Raw genomic sequence first — 16,957 nt, forward strand, 5'->3', positions numbered from 1 at the left:
ATGCGCGCCGGGCACAGTCTGAGGAAAGCCCGAAGTCCAGAGAGGCCACGTCCATGGCGGCGTCCCCCCACTCACCCAACTCCTCCTTCCGGCGATTGCGCGGAGCGCGTTCCCCGGCCGAGTTCGCGGCCTCGGTCCGCCGGGCCGCACGGGAGATCGGCGAAACGGTTTCCTGCGACGCCCGCTACATCGGGCGGGTGGAGTCCGGCGAGATCCGCTGTCCCAACTACGCCTACGAGCGCGTGTTCCTGCACATGTTCCCCGGTCGCACCCTCGCCGACCTGGGATTCTCCCCGCGTGAGGCGGTGCGCGGGCGCTCCGCGCAGCGCGGCGCCCCGACGTCCCCCTCCTTCCCCCACCTCATCCACCGTTCCAAGGAGAGCGACGTGCTGCGTCGCGCGTTCATGGCGGGCGGCTCCGCGACCGTGGCGGCCGCGACGCTCGGCCTCACCCTGCTCGGCGATTCCCGCCGGTTCCCCTCGCGGGCCGGCGAGTCCGAGGCCGCCGCCGTCGAGGAGGCCGTGCGTCAGATCCGTCTGCTGGACGACCGGCACGGGGCCGACGCCCTGTACCGAAGGGCGGCCGAACCCCTGCGCACGGCCTACGCGTTGCTCGACGCCGGCGCCACCCGGCAGTCCACCGAGGACCGACTGCACTCGGGGGCGGGCGAGTTGGCGGTGTCGGTGGGGTGGCTGGCGCACGACTCGGGCCGTTTCGAGGACGCCCGCTCGCACTACGCGGAGGCCCTGGCGACGGCCCGGGTGTCCGGCGACTCCGCCCTGGAGGCACACGCCTTCAGCAACATGGCGTTCCTGGCCCGGGACTGCGGGCGGCCGCGCGAGTCGGTGCGGGCGGCCCAGGCGGGCCGGCGCGCGGCCCGCGCGCTGGGCTCGCCCCGGCTGCTGTCGCTGCTGGCCCTGCGGGAGGCGGGCGGGTGGGCGGGGCTGGACGACCGCAGGGCCTGCGAGGAGGCGCTGACCCGGGCGCACACGGAGTTCTCGCGGGGCGCGGCGGGCGCGGACCCCGAGTGGATGTCGTTCTTCGGGGAGGCCGAGTTGGAGTCCTTGGAGTCCCGGTGTTGGGCGGCGCTCGGGGAGCACGCGCGCGCGGCCCGGCACGCCCGTCGGGCGGCGGACCTCCAGGACCCGCACTTCGCCCGGAACGTGGCCCTCTACACCGCCGAGCTGGCCGACAACCTGGCGCACGCGGGGGCGCCCGACGAGGCCGCCTGGGCGGGCACCCGGGTGCTGGACCTGCTCGCCGAGGTCCAGTCGACCCGGGTCAGGTCGATACTGGCGGGGACGGCCAAGACGCTGGTGCCGCAGCAGCGTTCACCGCGGGTCGGCGCCTTCCTGGCCCGCCACGCGACGGCCTGACGCCCGCGGGACCCCCCGGCCGGTCCGATCCGGGGCGACCGGGGCGACGCTTCGTCGGCGACGCTCAGCCGTCCAGATGGCCGGTGTCGTTCCAGCGTTCCAGCGCGGGTTCGCCGTACGCCCAGCCCAGCACCGACAGGGAGGTGGGGTCCAGCCGGATCCGGGCGCCGAAGGAGGCCTCGAAGCCGAGCCAGCGGGCGGCGAGCGTGCGCAGGACGTGGCCGTGGGCGAAGACGAGGACGTCGCGTTCGGCCGAGCGGGCCCAGGCGACGACCTCGTCGGCGCGGGCGGCGACGTCCGCGACGGACTCGCCGCCGGGGACCCCGTCGCGCCAGATCAGCCAGCCGGGGCGGATCGCCTGGATCTCGGCCGGGGTCATGCCCTCGTAGTCGCCGTAGTCCCACTCCATCAGGGTGTCCCAGGGTTCGGCGCGGGCCCCGAAGCCGGCCAGGTCGCAGCTCTCGCTCGCGCGGACCAGGGGGCTGGTGCGCACCTCCAGGCCGGGCAGGCCCGCCCACGGTTCGCGCGCCAGCCGTTCTCCCAGCAGCTTCGCGCCCCGCCGGCCCTCCTCCAGCAGGGGCACGTCGGTGCGTCCGGTGTGCTTGCCGAGCTGCGACCACGCCGTCTGGCCGTGGCGGGCCAGCAGGATGCGGGGGGCCATGTGAATTTCTCCCGGTACATGTGGATGTGTACGGATCGGCCCGCTTTCGAGGCGGTTCCGTCGTTCGTCCATCATCCATCACCCGTACACCGGCCAACTCCCCCGGTCGCGCAAGCGTCCTGCACCCCATGACTGACAGGCAGCGGCCCCCTCGATGGGGCCCACGCCCGGCACCCCCTCGCGCGGGCCCTGGGGATCGCCTACCCGGCCGCCACCGCGCTGGTGGTCATGGGCACGGCCAACCACGACTTCCTGGACGTCGTCGCCGGGGCCGCCGTGATGGGTCTGGGCCTGCTCCCGGCCCGCCGGTTCCGCTCGGGAACAGCCGGTTTCCGGTGTAAGACCACGATTGTCAGTGGCGGATGGGACACTTCCGCCCGTGAGCTCCTACCCGACCGGCGGCCCTCCGCAGAGAACACCGCAGACGACGACACTGCGGCAGCGGCTCGCTGACCTGCGCGGCCCCGCCGTGCCGCCCCGCCCGCTCGACGCCCGGGCGCTGGCCGCGCTCGCCGCCAACCCGGGCTGCGGCAGACGGGCCCTGCTCGACGGGGCCGGGGTGGACAAGACCGCCCTCGCGCAGGCCCTCGGCTCCCCCGCCCCCTTCGGGCAGTCCCAGTTCGCCATAGTGCGCGGCAACTCCTTCGAGGCCAAGGTCAAGGGCGACGGCGGGGCCGAACTCCTGCGCCTGGTCCACGAACGGCTCGGCGCCGGGGGCGAGCCGCCCGGGCCGGCCACCCCGGTGCCCGATCTCACCGCCGCCGGCCCCGAGGGACGTGCCGCCCGCACGGCGCTGGCCCTGCGCGAGGCCACGGCCGCCGGGACCTGGACGCTCCTCGACCACCCGATGCTGGCCTTGGAGGTGGCGGGCACGCCCGCGTACCTGGAGCCGGACGCCGTCGTCGTGCACCCCGACGGTCAGTGGACCGTCGTGGAGATCAAGTCGTTCCCGATGATCGACGGGGGCGCCGACGCGGCGAAGGTGGGCGCCGCCGCGCGGCAGGCCGCCGTGTACGTGCTGGCCCTGGAGAGGACCGCGGAGAAGCTGCCCGGCTCCACCGTGGGTCACCGGGTCGTGCTGGTCTGCCCCAAGGACTTCTCCAACCTGCCCACCGCGGCACTCGTCGACGTGCGGCGCGAACGCGCCGTGACCCGGCGCCAGTTGGAGCGGCTGACCCGCGTCGAGGAGCTGGCCGCCGCCCTGCCGGAGGGGACCTGCTTCGATCCCGCCCGGCCGGCCGAGGAACTGACCGAGGCGGTGTCCGCCGTCACCGCCGCGTACGCCCCCGAGTGCCTGGCCGCCTGCGAGCTGGCCTTCCACTGCCGGGAGCGGGCCCGCGACTCCGACGAGGTGACCGCGCTCGGCCGGTCCCTGCGGGGCGAACTGGGCGGTCTGACCACCGTGGAGGCGGCCCTCGCGGCGGCCTCCGGGGCGGGCCGCGCCGAGGACCCGATCGCGGCCGCGCTGCACCAGGCCGCCCGGCTGCGCGCCGAGGCCCTCGCCCTCGTCCCCGCCCGGACGTCCCCGGAGGCGACCGCATGCCCCTGCTGAACACCCTCGCGCGCCTGGAGGCGGTCCGGGCGGGCCGCGCCCAGGCACTGGCGACCGTGCGGCACCGGCATCTGAGCGAGCGCCCGCTGGTCGTCGTGCCGCTGACCACCGCCGGCGAGGCCGGGGCGCCGCTGGGCGCCCTGGTCGGCACCGATCCGGCGGAGCCGACGCTGCTCGTGGTCCCGCAGCCGCGCGACCGCGACCTGCGCTGGACGTTCCTCGCGGAGCTGGCCGACCTGGTCCTGCCGTACGTGGACGGGTACGCGGACGACGTCGAGCTCGTCGAGCGCAACGAGACCGATCCCGAGACGGGCGCCAAGAGCAAGGTCGCCGCCGAGCTGTGCCTGGACGCCCCCCAACTGATCGTGCCCAGCCGGGCGGGCGTGGAGTACGTACGGCTCCTCGGCCGGTCGATGCGGTTCCGGCGGACGGCCGAGGAGGACCCGGAGAACCCGTATCCGGCGCCGGCCCGGGTGCCGCTGCTGGGGCGCTGGTTCACGCACCTCGGGGAGCGGGCGCGGGTGCCCGGTTCCTCGATGCTGCTGTCGGCGACGGACCTGCTCGGTCGGCACTGGGCGACGGGCCAGAGCAACCTGGAGGACCAGCACCTGGGCGCCCTGCTCGCCTGGATCGCCCCTCCGGAGGGGGAATCCGGCGCGGAGGCGGCCCTGCGCGCCGAGGTGGCCCGGGACCCGCGGGGCGGGCTGCTGGTCCCGCCCGCCGGACCGGCCACCGACCCCGCCTTCGACAACCGGCTGCTGGCCCCGGCGATGGCCCGCTACGACGCGGCGCGCGCCTCGGGCGATCCGGCCGCCGTCGAGCGGGCCGAGCGGGACGTCCGGGAACTCGTCGCGGACCAGATGCGCCCCACGTGGGAGGCGGTGTGGCGGGCGCTGGAGCTGGTGCGCGCGCTGCCCGCCGGGGAACGGACCGAGGAGCGCTGGACCCGCGACCGCTGGTCGTACACCGGGCACCGCGACCGGGTGCGGGCCGGCGAGCCCCCGCAGCCGCGCCGCGACGACGCGGTGACGGCCGCCCAGAAGCTGGCCACGCGCGAGACCGAACAGGTCCGTCTCGACGCCCAGGAGGCGCTGGACGACCCCCTGGTGATGGCGGGTCGGCGGCTGTCCGGGGAGGCCTTCGCCGGCGAGGTCACCGAAGTGGTCATGGAGTGGACGCAGGCCAAACGGCCGCGGCCGCGCCCGCTGGTGACGGTGGACACCGAGGACCGGCCGCAGCTGGCGGACGGCGGGGGCGGGAAGGTGTTCCGTTCGCTCGACGGACGCCCGCAGGCGGCCGAGTTCGTGCGGTTCGAGGAGGCGGGGCGGATCGTGCTGCGGCTGCTCGACAAGATGGGCGGCGGCAAGGAGCCCACCCTGGGCTCGGTGCCGGAGAAGGGCGACCGGCTCTGCTGGACGCTGTTCGAGCACGACGCGCGCGGCGGCCCCAGGCTGCCCGAGCCGGAGAAGACCCCGTGGACGCACGGCGGGCCGCCGGCGCACCTGAGCGCCGACCGACCGCACCTGCCCGCGCCCGATCCCGTGACCGCCGAGGACCTGTTGTGAGTTTCGATCCGGGAGCGGCCGCAGACCGGGCGACCGCCGCCATCCTGCACGACACCCTGCACGGCGCGGATCGGGGCGTGGTCGTCGACTCCCCGCCGGGCGCCGGCAAGTCCACGCTCGTGGTCCGGGCCGCCCGGGAGCTGGCCGCCGCCGGGCGCCGGCTGATGGTGGTCGCGCAGACGAACGCGCAGGTCGACGACCTGGTGTTGCGGTTGCACGGCAAGGATCCGGGGCTGAAGGTCGGCCGGCTGCACAGCAGCGACGGCGACGCCTACGACCCGGCGCTGCGCGAGCTGCCCTCGGTGACCCTGTCGGCGAAGCCGGCCGACCTCGCCGAGCTGCCGATCACCATCTCGACGGCGGCGAAGTGGGCGTACGTGAAGGACACGGATCCGTGGGAGCACGCCATCGTGGACGAGGCCTACCAGATGCGTTCCGACGCGCTGTTGGCCGTGGCCGGGCTGTTCGAGCGGGCGCTGTTCGTGGGCGACCCCGGGCAGCTCGACCCGTTCAGCGTGGTCGGCGCGGAGCAGTGGGCCGGGCTGTCGTACGACCCCTCCGCCTCGGCGGTGTCCACCCTGCTGGCGCACAACCCGCACCTGCCGCAGCACCGGCTGCCGGTGTCCTGGCGGCTGCCCGCGTCGGCCGCGCCGCTGGTGTCGCGGGCGTTCTACCCGTACAGCCGGTTCCGCAGCGGCACCGGCCCCGGTGAGCGGAAGCTGTCGTACGGGGTCGCCTCGGACGGTTCGGGGCCGGACCGGGTGTTGGACGAGGCCGCGGAGTCGGGCTGGGGCCTGCTGGAGCTGCCCGCGCGACACACGCCGCGGACGGACCCGGAGGCGGTGCGGGCGGTGGCCCTGGTGGTGCGCCGGGCGCTGGACCGGGGTGCGGTGACGGAGGACGAACAGTCGGCGGGACCCGCGCCGTTGACCGCCGACCGGATCGCGGTGGGCACCGCCCACCGGGACCAGGCCGCCGCCGTGCGGGCGGCGCTGACGGCGCTGGGCGTCCCGGGGGTGACGGTGGACACCGCGAACCGGCTCCAGGGACGGGAGTTCGACCTGACGGTGGTGCTGCACCCGCTGTCGGGGCGGCCGGACGCGACCGCGTTCCACCTGGAGACGGGGCGGTTGTGCGTGCTGGCGTCCCGACACCGGCACGCCTGTGTGGTGGTGGCCCGGGCGGGCATAGCGGAACTCCTGGACGACCATCCGTCCTCGGAGCCGGTACAGCTGGGGGTGACGGTGAAGTTCCCGGACGGCTGGGAGGCCAACCACTCGGTGCTGGCGCACCTGGCGGAGCATCGGGTGGCCTGGCGGCCCTGAGGCGGGAGTTCGGGCGCCGACGTCCTCGGTGGGGCCGCGCCCGCCCGGTTGTGGCGCCTCACCCGTCCGCGGCTTTGCCGGGGGGCCACGTCACCCACCAGACTGCCCCCGACACACCGCACCGACAGCCGAAGGAACGAACGCCCCATGACCCGTCTGCACGTCATTTACGCCGCGACCCGCCCCACCTCCTCCGGGCGCCCGCTCGCCGAGTGGGTCGTCGGCAGGGCCCGCGAGCACGGCGCGTTCGAGGTCACCCCGATCGATCTCGCCGAGATCGCGCTGCCCTTCCTGGACGAGCCGGAGTACGCCTCCAGCGGCATCTACACCCATCCGCACACGCTGGCGTGGAGCGCGCTGATCGACGCGTCCGACGCCGTGCTGTTCGTCCTGCCGATGTACAACGGCGGCTACACCGCCCCCTTCAAGAACGCCATCGACTTCCTCTACCGCGAGTGGCGGGGCAAGCCGGTCGGCATCGTCAGCTACAGCGCGGGCCCGACCGGCGGAGCGCCCGCCGCCGAGATGCTGCGCCCGGTCCTGACCCGTCTGGGCATGCTGCCCGCCGAGCGGTCGGTGGCCGTCCCCGGCATCAACGCGCTGGTCACGGACGAGGGATTCGAGGCTCCGGAGGGGCTCGCGGAGGGGCTCACCGGCGTGTTCGACGACATCGCGGCGCTCGCGAAGGAGCCGGCGGGCGTCTGACACCCCGGGTGCACTCTTGCGCGACGTTGGACAATGGAGGGTGGCCCTGAAGGGACGACGTACGCGCAGCAGGAGGACACGCATGGCAGAGCCCGAGCGCACCGAGCGGAGGTTGCGGCCCGCGCCGCTGCTCTTCGAGCCTTCCGAGGTGGCAACGGACCCGGAGCACTTCTTCGACCTGGAGTCGATGGACGACCCGCGGGAGCTGCTGACCCGTGCGACCGAGCTGACGCTGGCCTTCCGGGCGGCCCAGGAGCGCGCGGTGGAGTTCCAGGCCGTCGCCGCGGCGCAGCTGGCCGACCCGCGCCGGTTCGACCGGCTGCCCGCGGCGGCCATCGCGGAGCAGGCGGAGTGGACCGAGGACTACGCGGTCAAGATGATCGAGTTCGGCGAGACCCTGCTGCGGGACGGCCACCCGGACGGCCCCTAGGCCCTGGCGAACCGAGGCCGGCCGTACGCCGCATCCGGATCCGGGTGCGGCGCACGTCACATCTGGCATATGCGGGGCGCACCATACCCCCGGCCGGTCGCCCCTGTCCCGGATTCCGGTAACTCCCCGGATTGGTCGGGCTACCCCCGGTAGACCTGGGGGCATGACGACTCTGACAGGCTGCGCCGCCCTCGAAGTCCGCACCTCCCCCGCGTCCGCGACCCTCGTCACCTCCGAGGGCGCGGCCTGGCTCGCCTCCGCGTGCGCCCTGCCCCACGACACGCTCGCCGCGTGGCGGGCGCGGCCCGCCGCTCCGGCCGCGCTGCCCTGCGGGACCGCCTTCGACGTCGTCAACGTCCCGCTCGTGCTCGGGCGCCGCATGCTCGACCTGCTGTGGGCCGAGGGGCCCGGTTCCGGGCCCGCCGCCGTGCACCGCGGCCGGACGCTGCTCTTCGCCGCGCCGGGCACCGCCCAGCGGCTGCCGGCGCTGCTCGCCTGGGAGGAGTGGGGCGAGAGCACGGCCGCCCCGCTCTGTCACGGCCGGGGCGACGCGGTCACCGTGCCCCCGCTGGCGCCCTCTCCGGGGCCGTCCCGCTGGCTGGTGGCCCCGGACTCCCGGCGGCCCTGGCTGCCGGGCGCCGATTCGCTGCTCTGGGCCTTCCTGCACGCCGCCCGCCTGCAGGTATCGATTTTTGGTTCGGCCGATCCTGATGCTAATGTCTAGCTCGTCACCAAGCGCCGCTAGCTCAGTTGGTTAGAGCAGCTGACTCTTAATCAGCGGGTCCGGGGTTCGAGTCCCTGGCGGCGCACAGACGGAGAAAGGCCCCCACGCGAGTGGGGGCCTTTTTCGTGCCCGCGATGCCCTTCGGACCGGGGCCCGCGCGGCTACGTGGTGATCTTCACGGTGTACGCGCCGGACTGGGTCCGGTCCGCCACCTCGATGCGGATCCGTTCCCCCGGCACCGTGAACGTCTCGCCGACCTCCAGCGGGGCGTCCGCCAGCGGCGGGTACACGGACCGGTCCCAGCAGGCCTCGGTGCCCGGATGCCCGTCCAGTACCTCGATCGGCCCGCCGCCCGAGGCCGGCTCGTTGCGGACCCGGTAGATCAGGACGCCTTCGGTGCAGGTGTCCCCGTCGTTGCCGGCGGAGCCCCGGGCCTCGATGGCGATGGCGCTGCCGGGGCCGGTGCGGACCACGGCCAGCCGGGTGCCGCCGGTACCTCCGTTGGGCACGCCCTCCGCGAGCGGTTGCAGGGTGTGCAGCGAGGAGCCGGAGCGCACGCAGTCGACCTGGGAGGGGCTCAGCCAGCCCAGCTTCCACTTGTGCCAGGCGAACAGGTCCGGGGCCATGCCGAACTGGCTGCCCATGACGTCCCAGTCGCCGACGTACGTGTCCCAGTCGCCCTTGCCGTCGGACGGTCGGTGGTAGAGGTCGGGCAGGTCGAAGACGTGCCCGGTCTCGTGGGCGAGGACGTTGCGGTCCGGCGGGTGCTGCTCGAAGACGGTGACGATCCGCCGCAGGTCCGTGCCGTCGGCCCGGATGGGCCGGTCGAAGTTGACGACCTTCGTGGCGTCCGAGTCCACCCCGGGCGCGTCCGGGTCGGCGACGAAGTACACGACGTCGTACTGACTGAAGTCCACCTCGGGGTCGGCGGTGGCGACGGCGTCCCGCAGGTAGGCCGCCCGGTCCTCGGGGGCCCAGTCGCGCTGTATGCCGTACGCCGTGGACGGCTTGGGCATGCGGATCCACTGCCTCCGCGGGTGCGGGACCAGCCGGAAGCGCCCGTACGAGGCCCGCTGGAAGAACTCGCTGGTGGCGGGGAAGTAGTCGCCGGTCAGCTGCTCGGGGGTGACGGCGGTGCGATGGTCGGGGAAGGAGAGGAAGACCATGACCGCGTTCAGGGTGCGCTCGGGCCTGGGGTAGGCGCCGTTCCAGGTGTCCAGCCCGAGGGAGTGGTGCGCCGCCGTACGGGTCAGCGCGCAGGGACCGGCGCCGGAGGCGGACGCCGCGGGGGTGGCGACGAGCGACATCGCGGCGAGCGCCGCCATGGAAGTGACGACGGCCGCCGTACTTCGGATGCGGGAGCGGTCCACTCCCCCGGGTGTCTGCTGTCGCGGCACATCGACCTCCGGTGGTGGATTTGTACCCTTCCATCCACCTTGAGGCGATTGTCTTACCAATGCCCTGTTCCGCTGCCCCACACGAGTGAGCGATACGTCAAGTCGGTGACCCCCGGACTTCACGGACGCGCCTACAGAACGTCACGACCGGTCACGGGAGATCAGTTGCGACCCCCGGGCGTTCACAGCCGCGCAGGAACGATCACGCGTCGATCGGCCGGCGATCCGTCATCACCGCGAACCACCGCCCTCCGTACGGCGACGCCGCTGGATAGGGCCGTCCGGCAGCCTCTATGATCGGCACACTTTCCTGCACGGACACTCACGAGCACTGCGGGAGCCAACGGTGAGCGGAACCTCAGAGGGAACCGGTTCGGCGGCCGACCGCATCCGATCGGCCACTACGGAGCGTCACCCGGCAGTGCCGGCAGTGCCCGGCATGTCGAGCGAACCCGCGGCGGCCACCGCGTCGGCCCCGCGGTCCCCGCGCGCGTCCGGGGCACGCGACTACCAGGCCGCCTTCAACGCGGCCCATCTCGCGATGGCCGTCGTCGACCGCAGCGGGCACGTCGTCGCCGCCAACGAGGCACTCGCCGCGCTGCTGGGCGCCGAACCGCTCGCGCTCGTCGAACGGTCCGCCGCCGACCTGGTGGACCTCGCCGCGGAGGCCCGCACCTGGCAGGCCTACCAGGAGGTGCTCCGCGGCCGGCAGGCCCGACTGCGCTGCACCCGCCGCCTCAAACACCCCGACGGACACTCGCTGTGGACCGAGGTCACCCTCGGGCCGGTCCCCGGAAGCGGGGACGTCCTGCTGTCGGTCGCCGACATCAGCGACCGGCGCGACCTCCAGGCCCGGTTGCGCCACCTCCAGATGCACGACCCGGTGACCCGACTCCCCAACCGGACGCTCTTCTTCGAACGGCTCTCCGCCGCTCTGGAGCACTCCTCGTACGAGCACGGCGGCACGGGTCGGATCGGGCTGTGCTACCTGGACCTCGACGGGTTCAAGGCCGTCAACGACACCCTGGGCCACCGGGTCGGGGACCGGCTGCTGGCGGCCGTCGCGGCCCGGCTGACGCAGTGCGCCGACCAGTCCGGGTACGGGCGCACGAGCGGGCACCTGGTGGCCCGGCTCGGCGGCGACGAGTTCGCCCTGCTCGTCGAGGACTCCACCGGTACCGAGCAACTCGCGGACCTGGCGCGGAGCGTGTTGAACGCCGTACAGGAGCCGTTCGACCTGGCCGGTCAGCGACTGTCGGTCTCCGCGTCGATCGGCGTGGTGGAGCGGGCGGCGGCCGGGACCTCCGCGACGGGGCTGATGCAGGCCGCCGACACGACCCTGTACTGGGCGAAGGCGGACGGAAAGGCCCGCTGGACCCTCTTCGACCCGGAGCGCAACGCGCACCGCATGACCCGGCAGGCCCTGTCCTCGACGCTGCGACCGGCCGTGGAGCGGGACGAGTTCCGACTGGAGTACCAGCCGCTGGTGGACCTGGAGAGCGGGACGGTGCGCGGGGTGGAGGCCCTGGTGCGCTGGAACCACCCGCAGTTCGGCATGTTGACGCCGAATCGGTTCATCGGGATCGCCGAAGAGGACGGCTCCATCGTCCCGTTGGGACAGTGGGTGCTGCGGACCGCCTGCCGGCAGGCGCGCCGCTGGCAGATCGAACAGCCCAGTGACGCGCCGGTGTTCGTCTCCGTCAACGTCGCGGTGCGCCAGGTGTGGGACTCGGACCTGGTCGGCGATGTCGCGGAGATCCTCGCCGAGACCGGACTGGCCCCGCAACTGCTCCAGTTGGAGCTGACGGAGTCGGCGGTGATGGGCTCGGCGGGCCGGCCGTTGCAGGCACTCCAGGCGCTGAGCGACATGGGCGTGCGGATCGCCATCGACGACTTCGGCACCGGGTACTCGAACCTGGCCTACCTGAGCCGGTTGCCGGTGTCGGTGCTGAAGCTGGACGGCTCCTTCGTCCGCGGGTTCCGCTACGAGGAGGGCTCGCACCCGAATCCGGCCGACGAGACCATCGTCGAGGCGCTCGTCCAACTCGCCCACCGGCTGGGCCTGACGGTCACCGCCGAGTGCGTGGAGACCGCGGGCCAGGCGGCGCGCCTGCGCCGCGTGGGCTGCGACACGGGCCAGGGCTGGCTGTACTCGCGGGCCGTGGCCCCGGAACGGATCGCCGAGATGATCGGCTCGCGCCCCGGGGCCGAGGGCTAGGACCGCGCGGTCAGCCGAGCTTCTCGCCGTACACGCGCTCGACCGTCATCGTCATCAGCACCCTGCGGTCGGACACCATCACCGACCGGTACTCCTCCCAGTCCGGGTGTTCGCCGGCGGCGAGGCGGTAGTAGTCCACCAGCGCGTCGACCTCGGGGCCGTGCGGGTCGGTGCCCGGGCCGACGAGCGTCACGGGCCCCTCGGCGGTGGCCCAGGAGCGGCCGTCGGGGGCGGTGACCTCCAGGGCGGCTCGCGGGTCGCGGCGCAGGTTCGCCGTCTTGGCCCGCCCCTCGGTCATCGAGACGTGCAGCAGGCCCGACTCGCTGTCGTAGAAGGGCATCACGGGGGAGAGTTGGGGGAGGCCGCTCGACTTGATCGTGGCGAGGACACCGAGTCGGCTCCCCGCGAGCAGCGCGCGCGGTTCGAATGGCGTGGCAGTCATGTCCGGAGTCAACCCGAGACCGGTCGGGGGTTGTTCCCGGCGCGCCGGTGCGCGGAACACGGCCGCCCCCGCCCCGGGAGGGGGCGGGGGCGGCCGGCGCTCGGCGCGGGGTGGGGGGATCAGCAGGCGCCGAGGTCCTTCCAGACACCCCATTCACCGGTGGAGCCGGGCACCTCGTTCTGCGTCCACCACTGGGCCTTCCACTTGTGACCGTTGTGGGAGACCTCGGTGCCGCCGGTGTAGACCGTGCCCGCGACGTACGCCGGGACCGAACCGCAGCCGGTGGGCGGCGTCGTCGGAGGCGTGGTCGGGGGCGTGGTCGGCGGGGTCGTGGGCGGAGTGGTCGGAGGTGTGGTCGGCGGGGTGGTCGGCGGCTGGGTGGTGCCGCCGAGGGCGTCCGAGATCTGGTTCAGCAGCGTGGTGTTGTTGTCCAGCCCGAGGAGGGAGTACATCATCGCGCCGGCCAGGCCGCGCTGCTTGCCGTAGTCGACCCGGGCCTGGATGGACTTCTGGTTGAGGCCGGTGAAGAACTCGCCGTCCTTGTAGAAGTACGAGGCCTTGGCCTGGTCGTCCCAGAAGGTGTTCGCCGGGTTGTCGACGAGGCCGCCGAGTTCCTTGTAGTTCGCGATGCCGGCCTGCTGGCTGGTGGGCCGGGCGCCGGAGGCACCGGTCGCGGACTGGGCGAGGCCGTTGTTCGCCCCGGCGGGGACGCCCTTCCAGCCGCGGTAGTAGAACTCGTAGCCCAGGGTCAGCTTGTTGGCGGGGAAGCCGCCGGTGATGCCGTAGGCCGGGTTGCCGTCGATCCAGGAGTCGATGGCGTTGTCGATGCTGTACTTCTGGGTGCCCGGGGCGATCGGGTCGGTCGGGTCGCCGGCCGGGGAGTACAGCGGGGACTGGTGGTAGGTGGGGCCGTCGCTGTCCCAGGCGCCGTGCATGTCGTACGTCATGATGTTCGCGTAGTCGAGGTACGCGCCGATCTTGTCCGTCTCGATGTACTTGATCTTGTCCTGGCCGGCCGGGAGGGCGGAGGTCAGCAGGTACTTCTTGCCGCCGTTGGCCGCGCCGTAGGCGTCGAGCTGGCTGCGGAACTCCTTGAGCAGGAGCGTGAAGTTCTGCTTGTCCTCGGGGGCGTAGTGGTTGCCCAGGTGACCGCCGGAGGAGCCGGGGTACTCCCAGTCGATGTCGATGCCGTCGAAGATGCCGGCCGCGACGCCCTGGCCGCCGTAGCCGCCCTCGACCGGCAGGTTGCCCTTGATGTACTGGTCGATGCAGGACGACACGAGCTTCTTGCGGGAGGCGTCGGTCTTGGCCGCGTCGCTGAAGTACTTCGAGTAGGTCCAGCCGCCCAGCGAGATGTTGATCTTCAGGTGGGGGTACTTGGCCTTCAACTGCTTGAACTGGTTGAAGACGCCGACGATCGGCTGGTCCCACTTGTCGGCGACCCCGCTGACGCTGTCGGCCGCGCTGAAGGACTTCTGGTAGTCCGCGTACGAGTCGCCCGCGCCGTCACCGGCGTTGGGGTTGTTGTCGTCGCCCGCCGCCTTGTTCGCCTCGAAACAGGTGAGGTTGGTGGGGTGGATGTTGCCGAACGAGTAGTTGATCACGTCCAGCTTGCCCGCGATGCCGCGGGTGTCGAGGTGCTTCGGGTAGAAGGCGTTCCCGTACACGCTCCACTGGTCGTAGTACGCGATCTTCACGCCGCCGGCGCTCGCCGTGCTCGCGGAACCCGCGGCCTGGGCGGTACCGAGGCCCGCGAAGCCGGCCAGCGCTCCGGCTGCCAGCGCGGCCGTGGCGGCGGCCGCGACGAGGGGTTTACGGATGTGCATGAACTGACTCCGGGGGGTGGGAGGGGGGCATCAGCTTCAGGTGAGAGAAGTGATAGCGATCACCCCGGCCCCCAGTCAATGGTTTGGACCAAAGAAGGACTAGACCACTCAGGCGCCAAAAGGCCTCGTCAGAGACCTGATGGCATACGCAGAACCGCTCGCCACCCCGGGTGACGAGCGGTTTAAGGCTGCACTAAGCCATGTGCGGGCAAGGTTTTGGCAACAAACCAGCCAAACCCCGTTCTTGTGCGCTCAGGCGGGGTTCGAGTCCTGCGTCGGCATGCCGTACGCATCTGCGATGAGCCCGTACGAGCGCAACCGGGCCTCCCCGCCGTGGGCGTTGGCGGTCAGCATCAGCTCGTCCGCGCCCGTCCGCTTCACCAGGTCGTCGAGTCCCTCGCGGACCTCGTCGGGGGTGCCGTGGACGATGTTCGCCAGCCAGCCGTCCACGAACTCCCGCTCCAGCGGCGAGAAGGGGTACGCGGCCGCCTCCTCGGGCGTCGGGACCAGCCCGGGTCGCCCGCCGCGCAGCCGCAGCATCGACAGCGCGCCCGTGAGCACCTGCGCCCGGGCCTCCTCGTCGGTGTCGGCGGCCAGGGCCGCGGCGCCGATCAGGGCGTAGGGGGCGTCGAGCACGGCCGAGGGTCGGAAGCTCTGCCGGTACAGGTCCAGCGCGGGAATCGTGCCGGCCGCCGAGAAGTGGTGGGCGTACGCGAAGGGCAGGCCGAGCTCGCCGGCGAGGCGGGCGCTGAAACCGGAGGAGCCGAGCAACCAGATCGGCGGTCGACCGGCGGGGCCCTGCACGGGGCCGGGCACGGCGTGCACCCGGGCGTAGGGGTGTCCGTCGGGGAAGTCGTCGTCGAGGAAGCGGATCAGCTCCCCCAACTGCCGGGGGAATCCGTCGGCGGCGTCGTCCGCCCGTCCGGCTCCGCGCAGCGCGGCCGCGGTACGGGGGTCCGTGCCGGGCGCGCGCCCCAGTCCGAGGTCGATCCGGCCCGGGGCGAAGGCCTCCAGGGTGCCGAACTGCTCGGCGACGGCCAGCGGGGCGTGGTTGGGCAGCATGACCCCGCCCGAGCCGAGCCGTATCCGGGAGGTGTGGGCGGCGAGGTGGGCGAGGATCACCGCCGGGGAGGAGCTGGCCACGCCGGGCATGGAGTGGTGTTCGGCCACCCAGTGCCGGTGGAACCCCCGGGATTCGGCCAGCCGGGAGATCGCCACGCTGGTGCGCAGCGACGCCTGGGCGGTGCTGCCGGCCCCGACGGTGACGAGGTCCAGCACCGAGAGCGGGACCGGCGCGCTCCCCCGTACGGTCCCCCGGATCGGATCCGCGGTGCCTCCCGTCCCGGCTGCCCTGATTCCCTCGTCCCCGGCGTCATTCATCGTCGCTCCCGTCCCGTGCGGCCCTCGCGGCTTCCTGCATGTCCGTACGAGGAATCCGAACCATCGAGGGGGCCGGGGCATTCCCGACGGGCCGCCGAGTCGGCCATGCCTCTGGCATATGCCAGGCGGGTAGGTCCAGGCAGAGGGACTTGATTGAGCCATCAATCTCTTCAACAGGCGCTCCACACAAGCCTCTTGATGGCTATCGTGGGGGAGCAAGCGGTAACAACCTGGTAGGGGGAAAACCGTGGCGCTGAAGCCCGAGCCGACCGCGCCGTTCCATTCGGTGCAGTACGCCCTTCGCGTACTCGAAACGATCGCCCGGCACACCGGCGGTGTGACCGACGCACAGATAGCGCGTGAGACAGGCCTGCCCTCGGCCCACCTGTCCCCGATGCTGCTCATGCTGCGCCGGGAGGGGTACGTGCTCCAGGTCTCCGACGGCGCCTACGCCATAGGGGACTCCCTCGTCCTCCTCGGCTCCGGCGTCGACCGGCAGCAGGCCCTCCAGGACAAGCTCCAGGACACCCTGGACCGACTGCGGGACTCGGTCGGAGCGGCGGTCTACATCAGCCGCTACGTCGACGGCGAGGTCCGCATCACCCAGTTCGCGGACAGTCCGCGCACCCCGAAGGTGCACGAGTGGGTCGACTTCCGCTCGGCGGCGCACGCCAGCGCGGTCGGCAAGTGCCTGCTGACCCAGCTCGACCAGAACGGTCGACGGGACCACCTGTCCCGGCACAAGATCGCCCGACTGACCTCGAAGACGATCGTGAACGAGCGCGTGCTGTTCTCCAAGCTGGACAGCCAGCCCGCCACCGTGCCCGTGCTGGACCTCCAGGAGTACGCCGTGGGCACCGTCTGCGCGGCGGTACCGATCACCGCCGGCGCCTCGGTGGGCTGCCTGGCCCTGTCGATGCCGGTCGAGCACGCGCACCGGCTGCGGGCCGCGGCGGAGACGCTGAACCGGAAGGCCGCGCCGCTGCTGCTGTCGCTCACGCTCTGACGGGCCGCGCACCCGGGGACGAGCACCCCGAAGGCCGCTCGGGCCGTTGCGCCGGGGCCCGGAAACCACTTCGGGCGGTTCCCGGTGAACCGGAAACCGCCCGAAGTACAAGTGCGCCGCCAGGGACTCGAACCCCGGACCCGCTGATTAAGAGTCAGCTGCTCTAACCAACTGAGCTAGCGGCGCCTGACAGAGAAAATACTACCCGGTCCCCGGGAGTGCTCAAAACCATTACCCCCGAGGTGCGCGAGGACCCCGCGCTCACGCCGGCCCCGGGGTCCGGGCCGCGCCATGGGCCCCCGGCGGGGCGGCCCGGGGGCGGTGACGCCGGCCACACCCTCGGGGCGGTC

Annotated in this window: 15 protein-coding genes and 2 tRNA genes; 11 read left to right on the plus strand and 6 right to left on the minus strand. The window is 73.0% G+C overall.

The window, feature by feature from the left end; translation table 11 throughout:
- The first annotated feature begins 53 nt into the window (after nt 1-53).
- The gene (locus OHA84_RS14455; protein ID WP_266947574.1) at nt 54-1,376 is read left to right on the plus strand and encodes a tetratricopeptide repeat protein; all 1,323 of its coding nucleotides are present in this window, start codon (nt 54-56) and stop codon (nt 1,374-1,376) included.
- Between the two features lie 64 nt (nt 1,377-1,440).
- On the opposite strand, the gene OHA84_RS14460 is transcribed toward OHA84_RS14455, so the two are convergent.
- Nucleotides 1,441-2,037, minus strand: coding sequence for a histidine phosphatase family protein (locus OHA84_RS14460; protein ID WP_266971394.1), 597 nt, complete (start codon nt 2,035-2,037; stop codon nt 1,441-1,443).
- Nucleotides 2,038-2,169: 132 nt separating this feature from the next.
- Between OHA84_RS14460 and OHA84_RS14465 the strand changes: the two genes are divergently transcribed.
- The 8 genes from OHA84_RS14465 (at nt 2,170) to OHA84_RS14500 (ending at nt 8,423) form a co-directional block, all read left to right on the plus strand.
- Entirely contained in the window at nt 2,170-2,490 is a 321-nt protein-coding gene (locus OHA84_RS14465; RefSeq protein WP_266974092.1) for a phosphatase PAP2 family protein, read from the plus strand.
- Nucleotides 2,417-3,589, plus strand: coding sequence for a hypothetical protein (locus OHA84_RS14470; RefSeq protein WP_266971392.1), 1,173 nt, complete (start codon nt 2,417-2,419; stop codon nt 3,587-3,589). The genes OHA84_RS14465 and OHA84_RS14470 overlap by 74 nt, the downstream gene beginning before the upstream one ends.
- Nucleotides 3,577-5,154: a hypothetical protein gene (locus OHA84_RS14475; RefSeq protein WP_266971390.1), complete on the plus strand. Its 1,578-nt coding sequence runs from the start codon at nt 3,577-3,579 to the stop codon at nt 5,152-5,154. Before OHA84_RS14470 ends, OHA84_RS14475 begins: the two co-directional genes overlap by 13 nt.
- Nucleotides 5,151-6,479 carry an AAA domain-containing protein gene (locus tag OHA84_RS14480; RefSeq protein ID WP_053674649.1) on the plus strand — a complete coding sequence of 443 codons (1,329 nt, stop codon included), beginning with the start codon at nt 5,151-5,153 and terminating at the stop codon, nt 6,477-6,479. The genes OHA84_RS14475 and OHA84_RS14480 overlap by 4 nt, the downstream gene beginning before the upstream one ends.
- Nucleotides 6,480-6,626: 147 nt before the next feature.
- Complete coding sequence (locus OHA84_RS14485) at nt 6,627-7,184, plus strand: NADPH-dependent FMN reductase (protein WP_266947578.1); 558 nt, start codon at nt 6,627-6,629, stop codon at nt 7,182-7,184.
- Between the two features lie 82 nt (nt 7,185-7,266).
- On the plus strand, nt 7,267-7,614 hold the full coding sequence (locus tag OHA84_RS14490; RefSeq protein ID WP_053674645.1) for a hypothetical protein: 348 nt from the start codon (nt 7,267-7,269) through the stop codon (nt 7,612-7,614).
- 163 nt (nt 7,615-7,777) lie between these two features.
- Complete coding sequence (locus OHA84_RS14495; RefSeq protein ID WP_266971387.1) at nt 7,778-8,338, plus strand: bifunctional DNA primase/polymerase; 561 nt, start codon at nt 7,778-7,780, stop codon at nt 8,336-8,338.
- A gap of 11 nt (nt 8,339-8,349) precedes the next feature.
- Nucleotides 8,350-8,423 (plus strand) — tRNA-Lys (locus OHA84_RS14500).
- Nucleotides 8,424-8,499: 76 nt separating this feature from the next.
- Here the strand turns inward: OHA84_RS14500 and OHA84_RS14505 are convergent.
- Nucleotides 8,500-9,735 carry a M6 family metalloprotease domain-containing protein gene (locus tag OHA84_RS14505; RefSeq protein WP_266947580.1) on the minus strand — a complete coding sequence of 412 codons (1,236 nt, stop codon included), beginning with the start codon at nt 9,733-9,735 and terminating at the stop codon, nt 8,500-8,502.
- 439 nt (nt 9,736-10,174) lie between these two features.
- Between OHA84_RS14505 and OHA84_RS14510 the strand changes: the two genes are divergently transcribed.
- A complete protein-coding gene (locus OHA84_RS14510) occupies nt 10,175-11,953 on the plus strand; it encodes a bifunctional diguanylate cyclase/phosphodiesterase (protein ID WP_266971385.1) in 1,779 nt (592 codons plus the stop codon).
- A 10-nt stretch (nt 11,954-11,963) separates the two neighbouring features.
- On the opposite strand, the gene OHA84_RS14515 is transcribed toward OHA84_RS14510, so the two are convergent.
- From OHA84_RS14515 to OHA84_RS14525, 3 genes are all read right to left on the minus strand, one after another.
- Nucleotides 11,964-12,395 carry a PPOX class F420-dependent oxidoreductase gene (locus OHA84_RS14515; protein ID WP_053674638.1) on the minus strand — a complete coding sequence of 144 codons (432 nt, stop codon included), beginning with the start codon at nt 12,393-12,395 and terminating at the stop codon, nt 11,964-11,966.
- A 119-nt stretch (nt 12,396-12,514) separates the two neighbouring features.
- A complete protein-coding gene (locus OHA84_RS14520; protein ID WP_053674637.1) occupies nt 12,515-14,221 on the minus strand; it encodes a glycosyl hydrolase family 18 protein in 1,707 nt (568 codons plus the stop codon).
- Between the two features lie 252 nt (nt 14,222-14,473).
- Nucleotides 14,474-15,601, minus strand: a complete 1,128-nt coding sequence (locus tag OHA84_RS14525; RefSeq protein ID WP_266947582.1) for an LLM class flavin-dependent oxidoreductase — start codon at nt 15,599-15,601, stop codon at nt 14,474-14,476.
- Between the two features lie 247 nt (nt 15,602-15,848).
- Here OHA84_RS14525 and OHA84_RS14530 point away from each other — a divergent pair, with 247 nt between their 5' ends.
- Nucleotides 15,849-16,607, plus strand: coding sequence for an IclR family transcriptional regulator (locus OHA84_RS14530; protein ID WP_266947583.1), 759 nt, complete (start codon nt 15,849-15,851; stop codon nt 16,605-16,607).
- A gap of 112 nt (nt 16,608-16,719) precedes the next feature.
- Here the strand turns inward: OHA84_RS14530 and OHA84_RS14535 are convergent.
- A tRNA-Lys gene (locus tag OHA84_RS14535) sits at nt 16,720-16,793 on the minus strand.
- Nucleotides 16,794-16,957: the final 164 nt, after the last annotated feature.

The organism is Streptomyces sp. NBC_00513, assembly GCF_041431415.1.
Lineage (GTDB): Bacteria > Actinomycetota > Actinomycetes > Streptomycetales > Streptomycetaceae > Streptomyces.

Excerpts from the sequence above, each read along its gene's own strand:
- OHA84_RS14455 (WP_266947574.1), top strand. The coding sequence starts at position 54 with ATGGCGGCGTCCCCCCACTCACCCAACTCCTCCTTCCGGCGATTGCGC.
- OHA84_RS14460 (WP_266971394.1), bottom strand. The coding sequence starts at position 2,037 with ATGGCCCCCCGCATCCTGCTGGCCCGCCACGGCCAGACGGCGTGGTCG.
- OHA84_RS14475 (WP_266971390.1), top strand. The coding sequence starts at position 3,577 with ATGCCCCTGCTGAACACCCTCGCGCGCCTGGAGGCGGTCCGGGCGGGC.
- OHA84_RS14485 (WP_266947578.1), top strand. The coding sequence starts at position 6,627 with ATGACCCGTCTGCACGTCATTTACGCCGCGACCCGCCCCACCTCCTCC.
- OHA84_RS14490 (WP_053674645.1), top strand. The coding sequence starts at position 7,267 with ATGGCAGAGCCCGAGCGCACCGAGCGGAGGTTGCGGCCCGCGCCGCTG.
- OHA84_RS14495 (WP_266971387.1), top strand. The coding sequence starts at position 7,778 with ATGACGACTCTGACAGGCTGCGCCGCCCTCGAAGTCCGCACCTCCCCC.
- OHA84_RS14510 (WP_266971385.1), top strand. The coding sequence starts at position 10,175 with ATGTCGAGCGAACCCGCGGCGGCCACCGCGTCGGCCCCGCGGTCCCCG.
- OHA84_RS14515 (WP_053674638.1), bottom strand. The coding sequence starts at position 12,395 with ATGACTGCCACGCCATTCGAACCGCGCGCGCTGCTCGCGGGGAGCCGA.
- OHA84_RS14520 (WP_053674637.1), bottom strand. The coding sequence starts at position 14,221 with ATGCACATCCGTAAACCCCTCGTCGCGGCCGCCGCCACGGCCGCGCTG.
- OHA84_RS14525 (WP_266947582.1), bottom strand. The coding sequence starts at position 15,601 with ATGAATGACGCCGGGGACGAGGGAATCAGGGCAGCCGGGACGGGAGGC.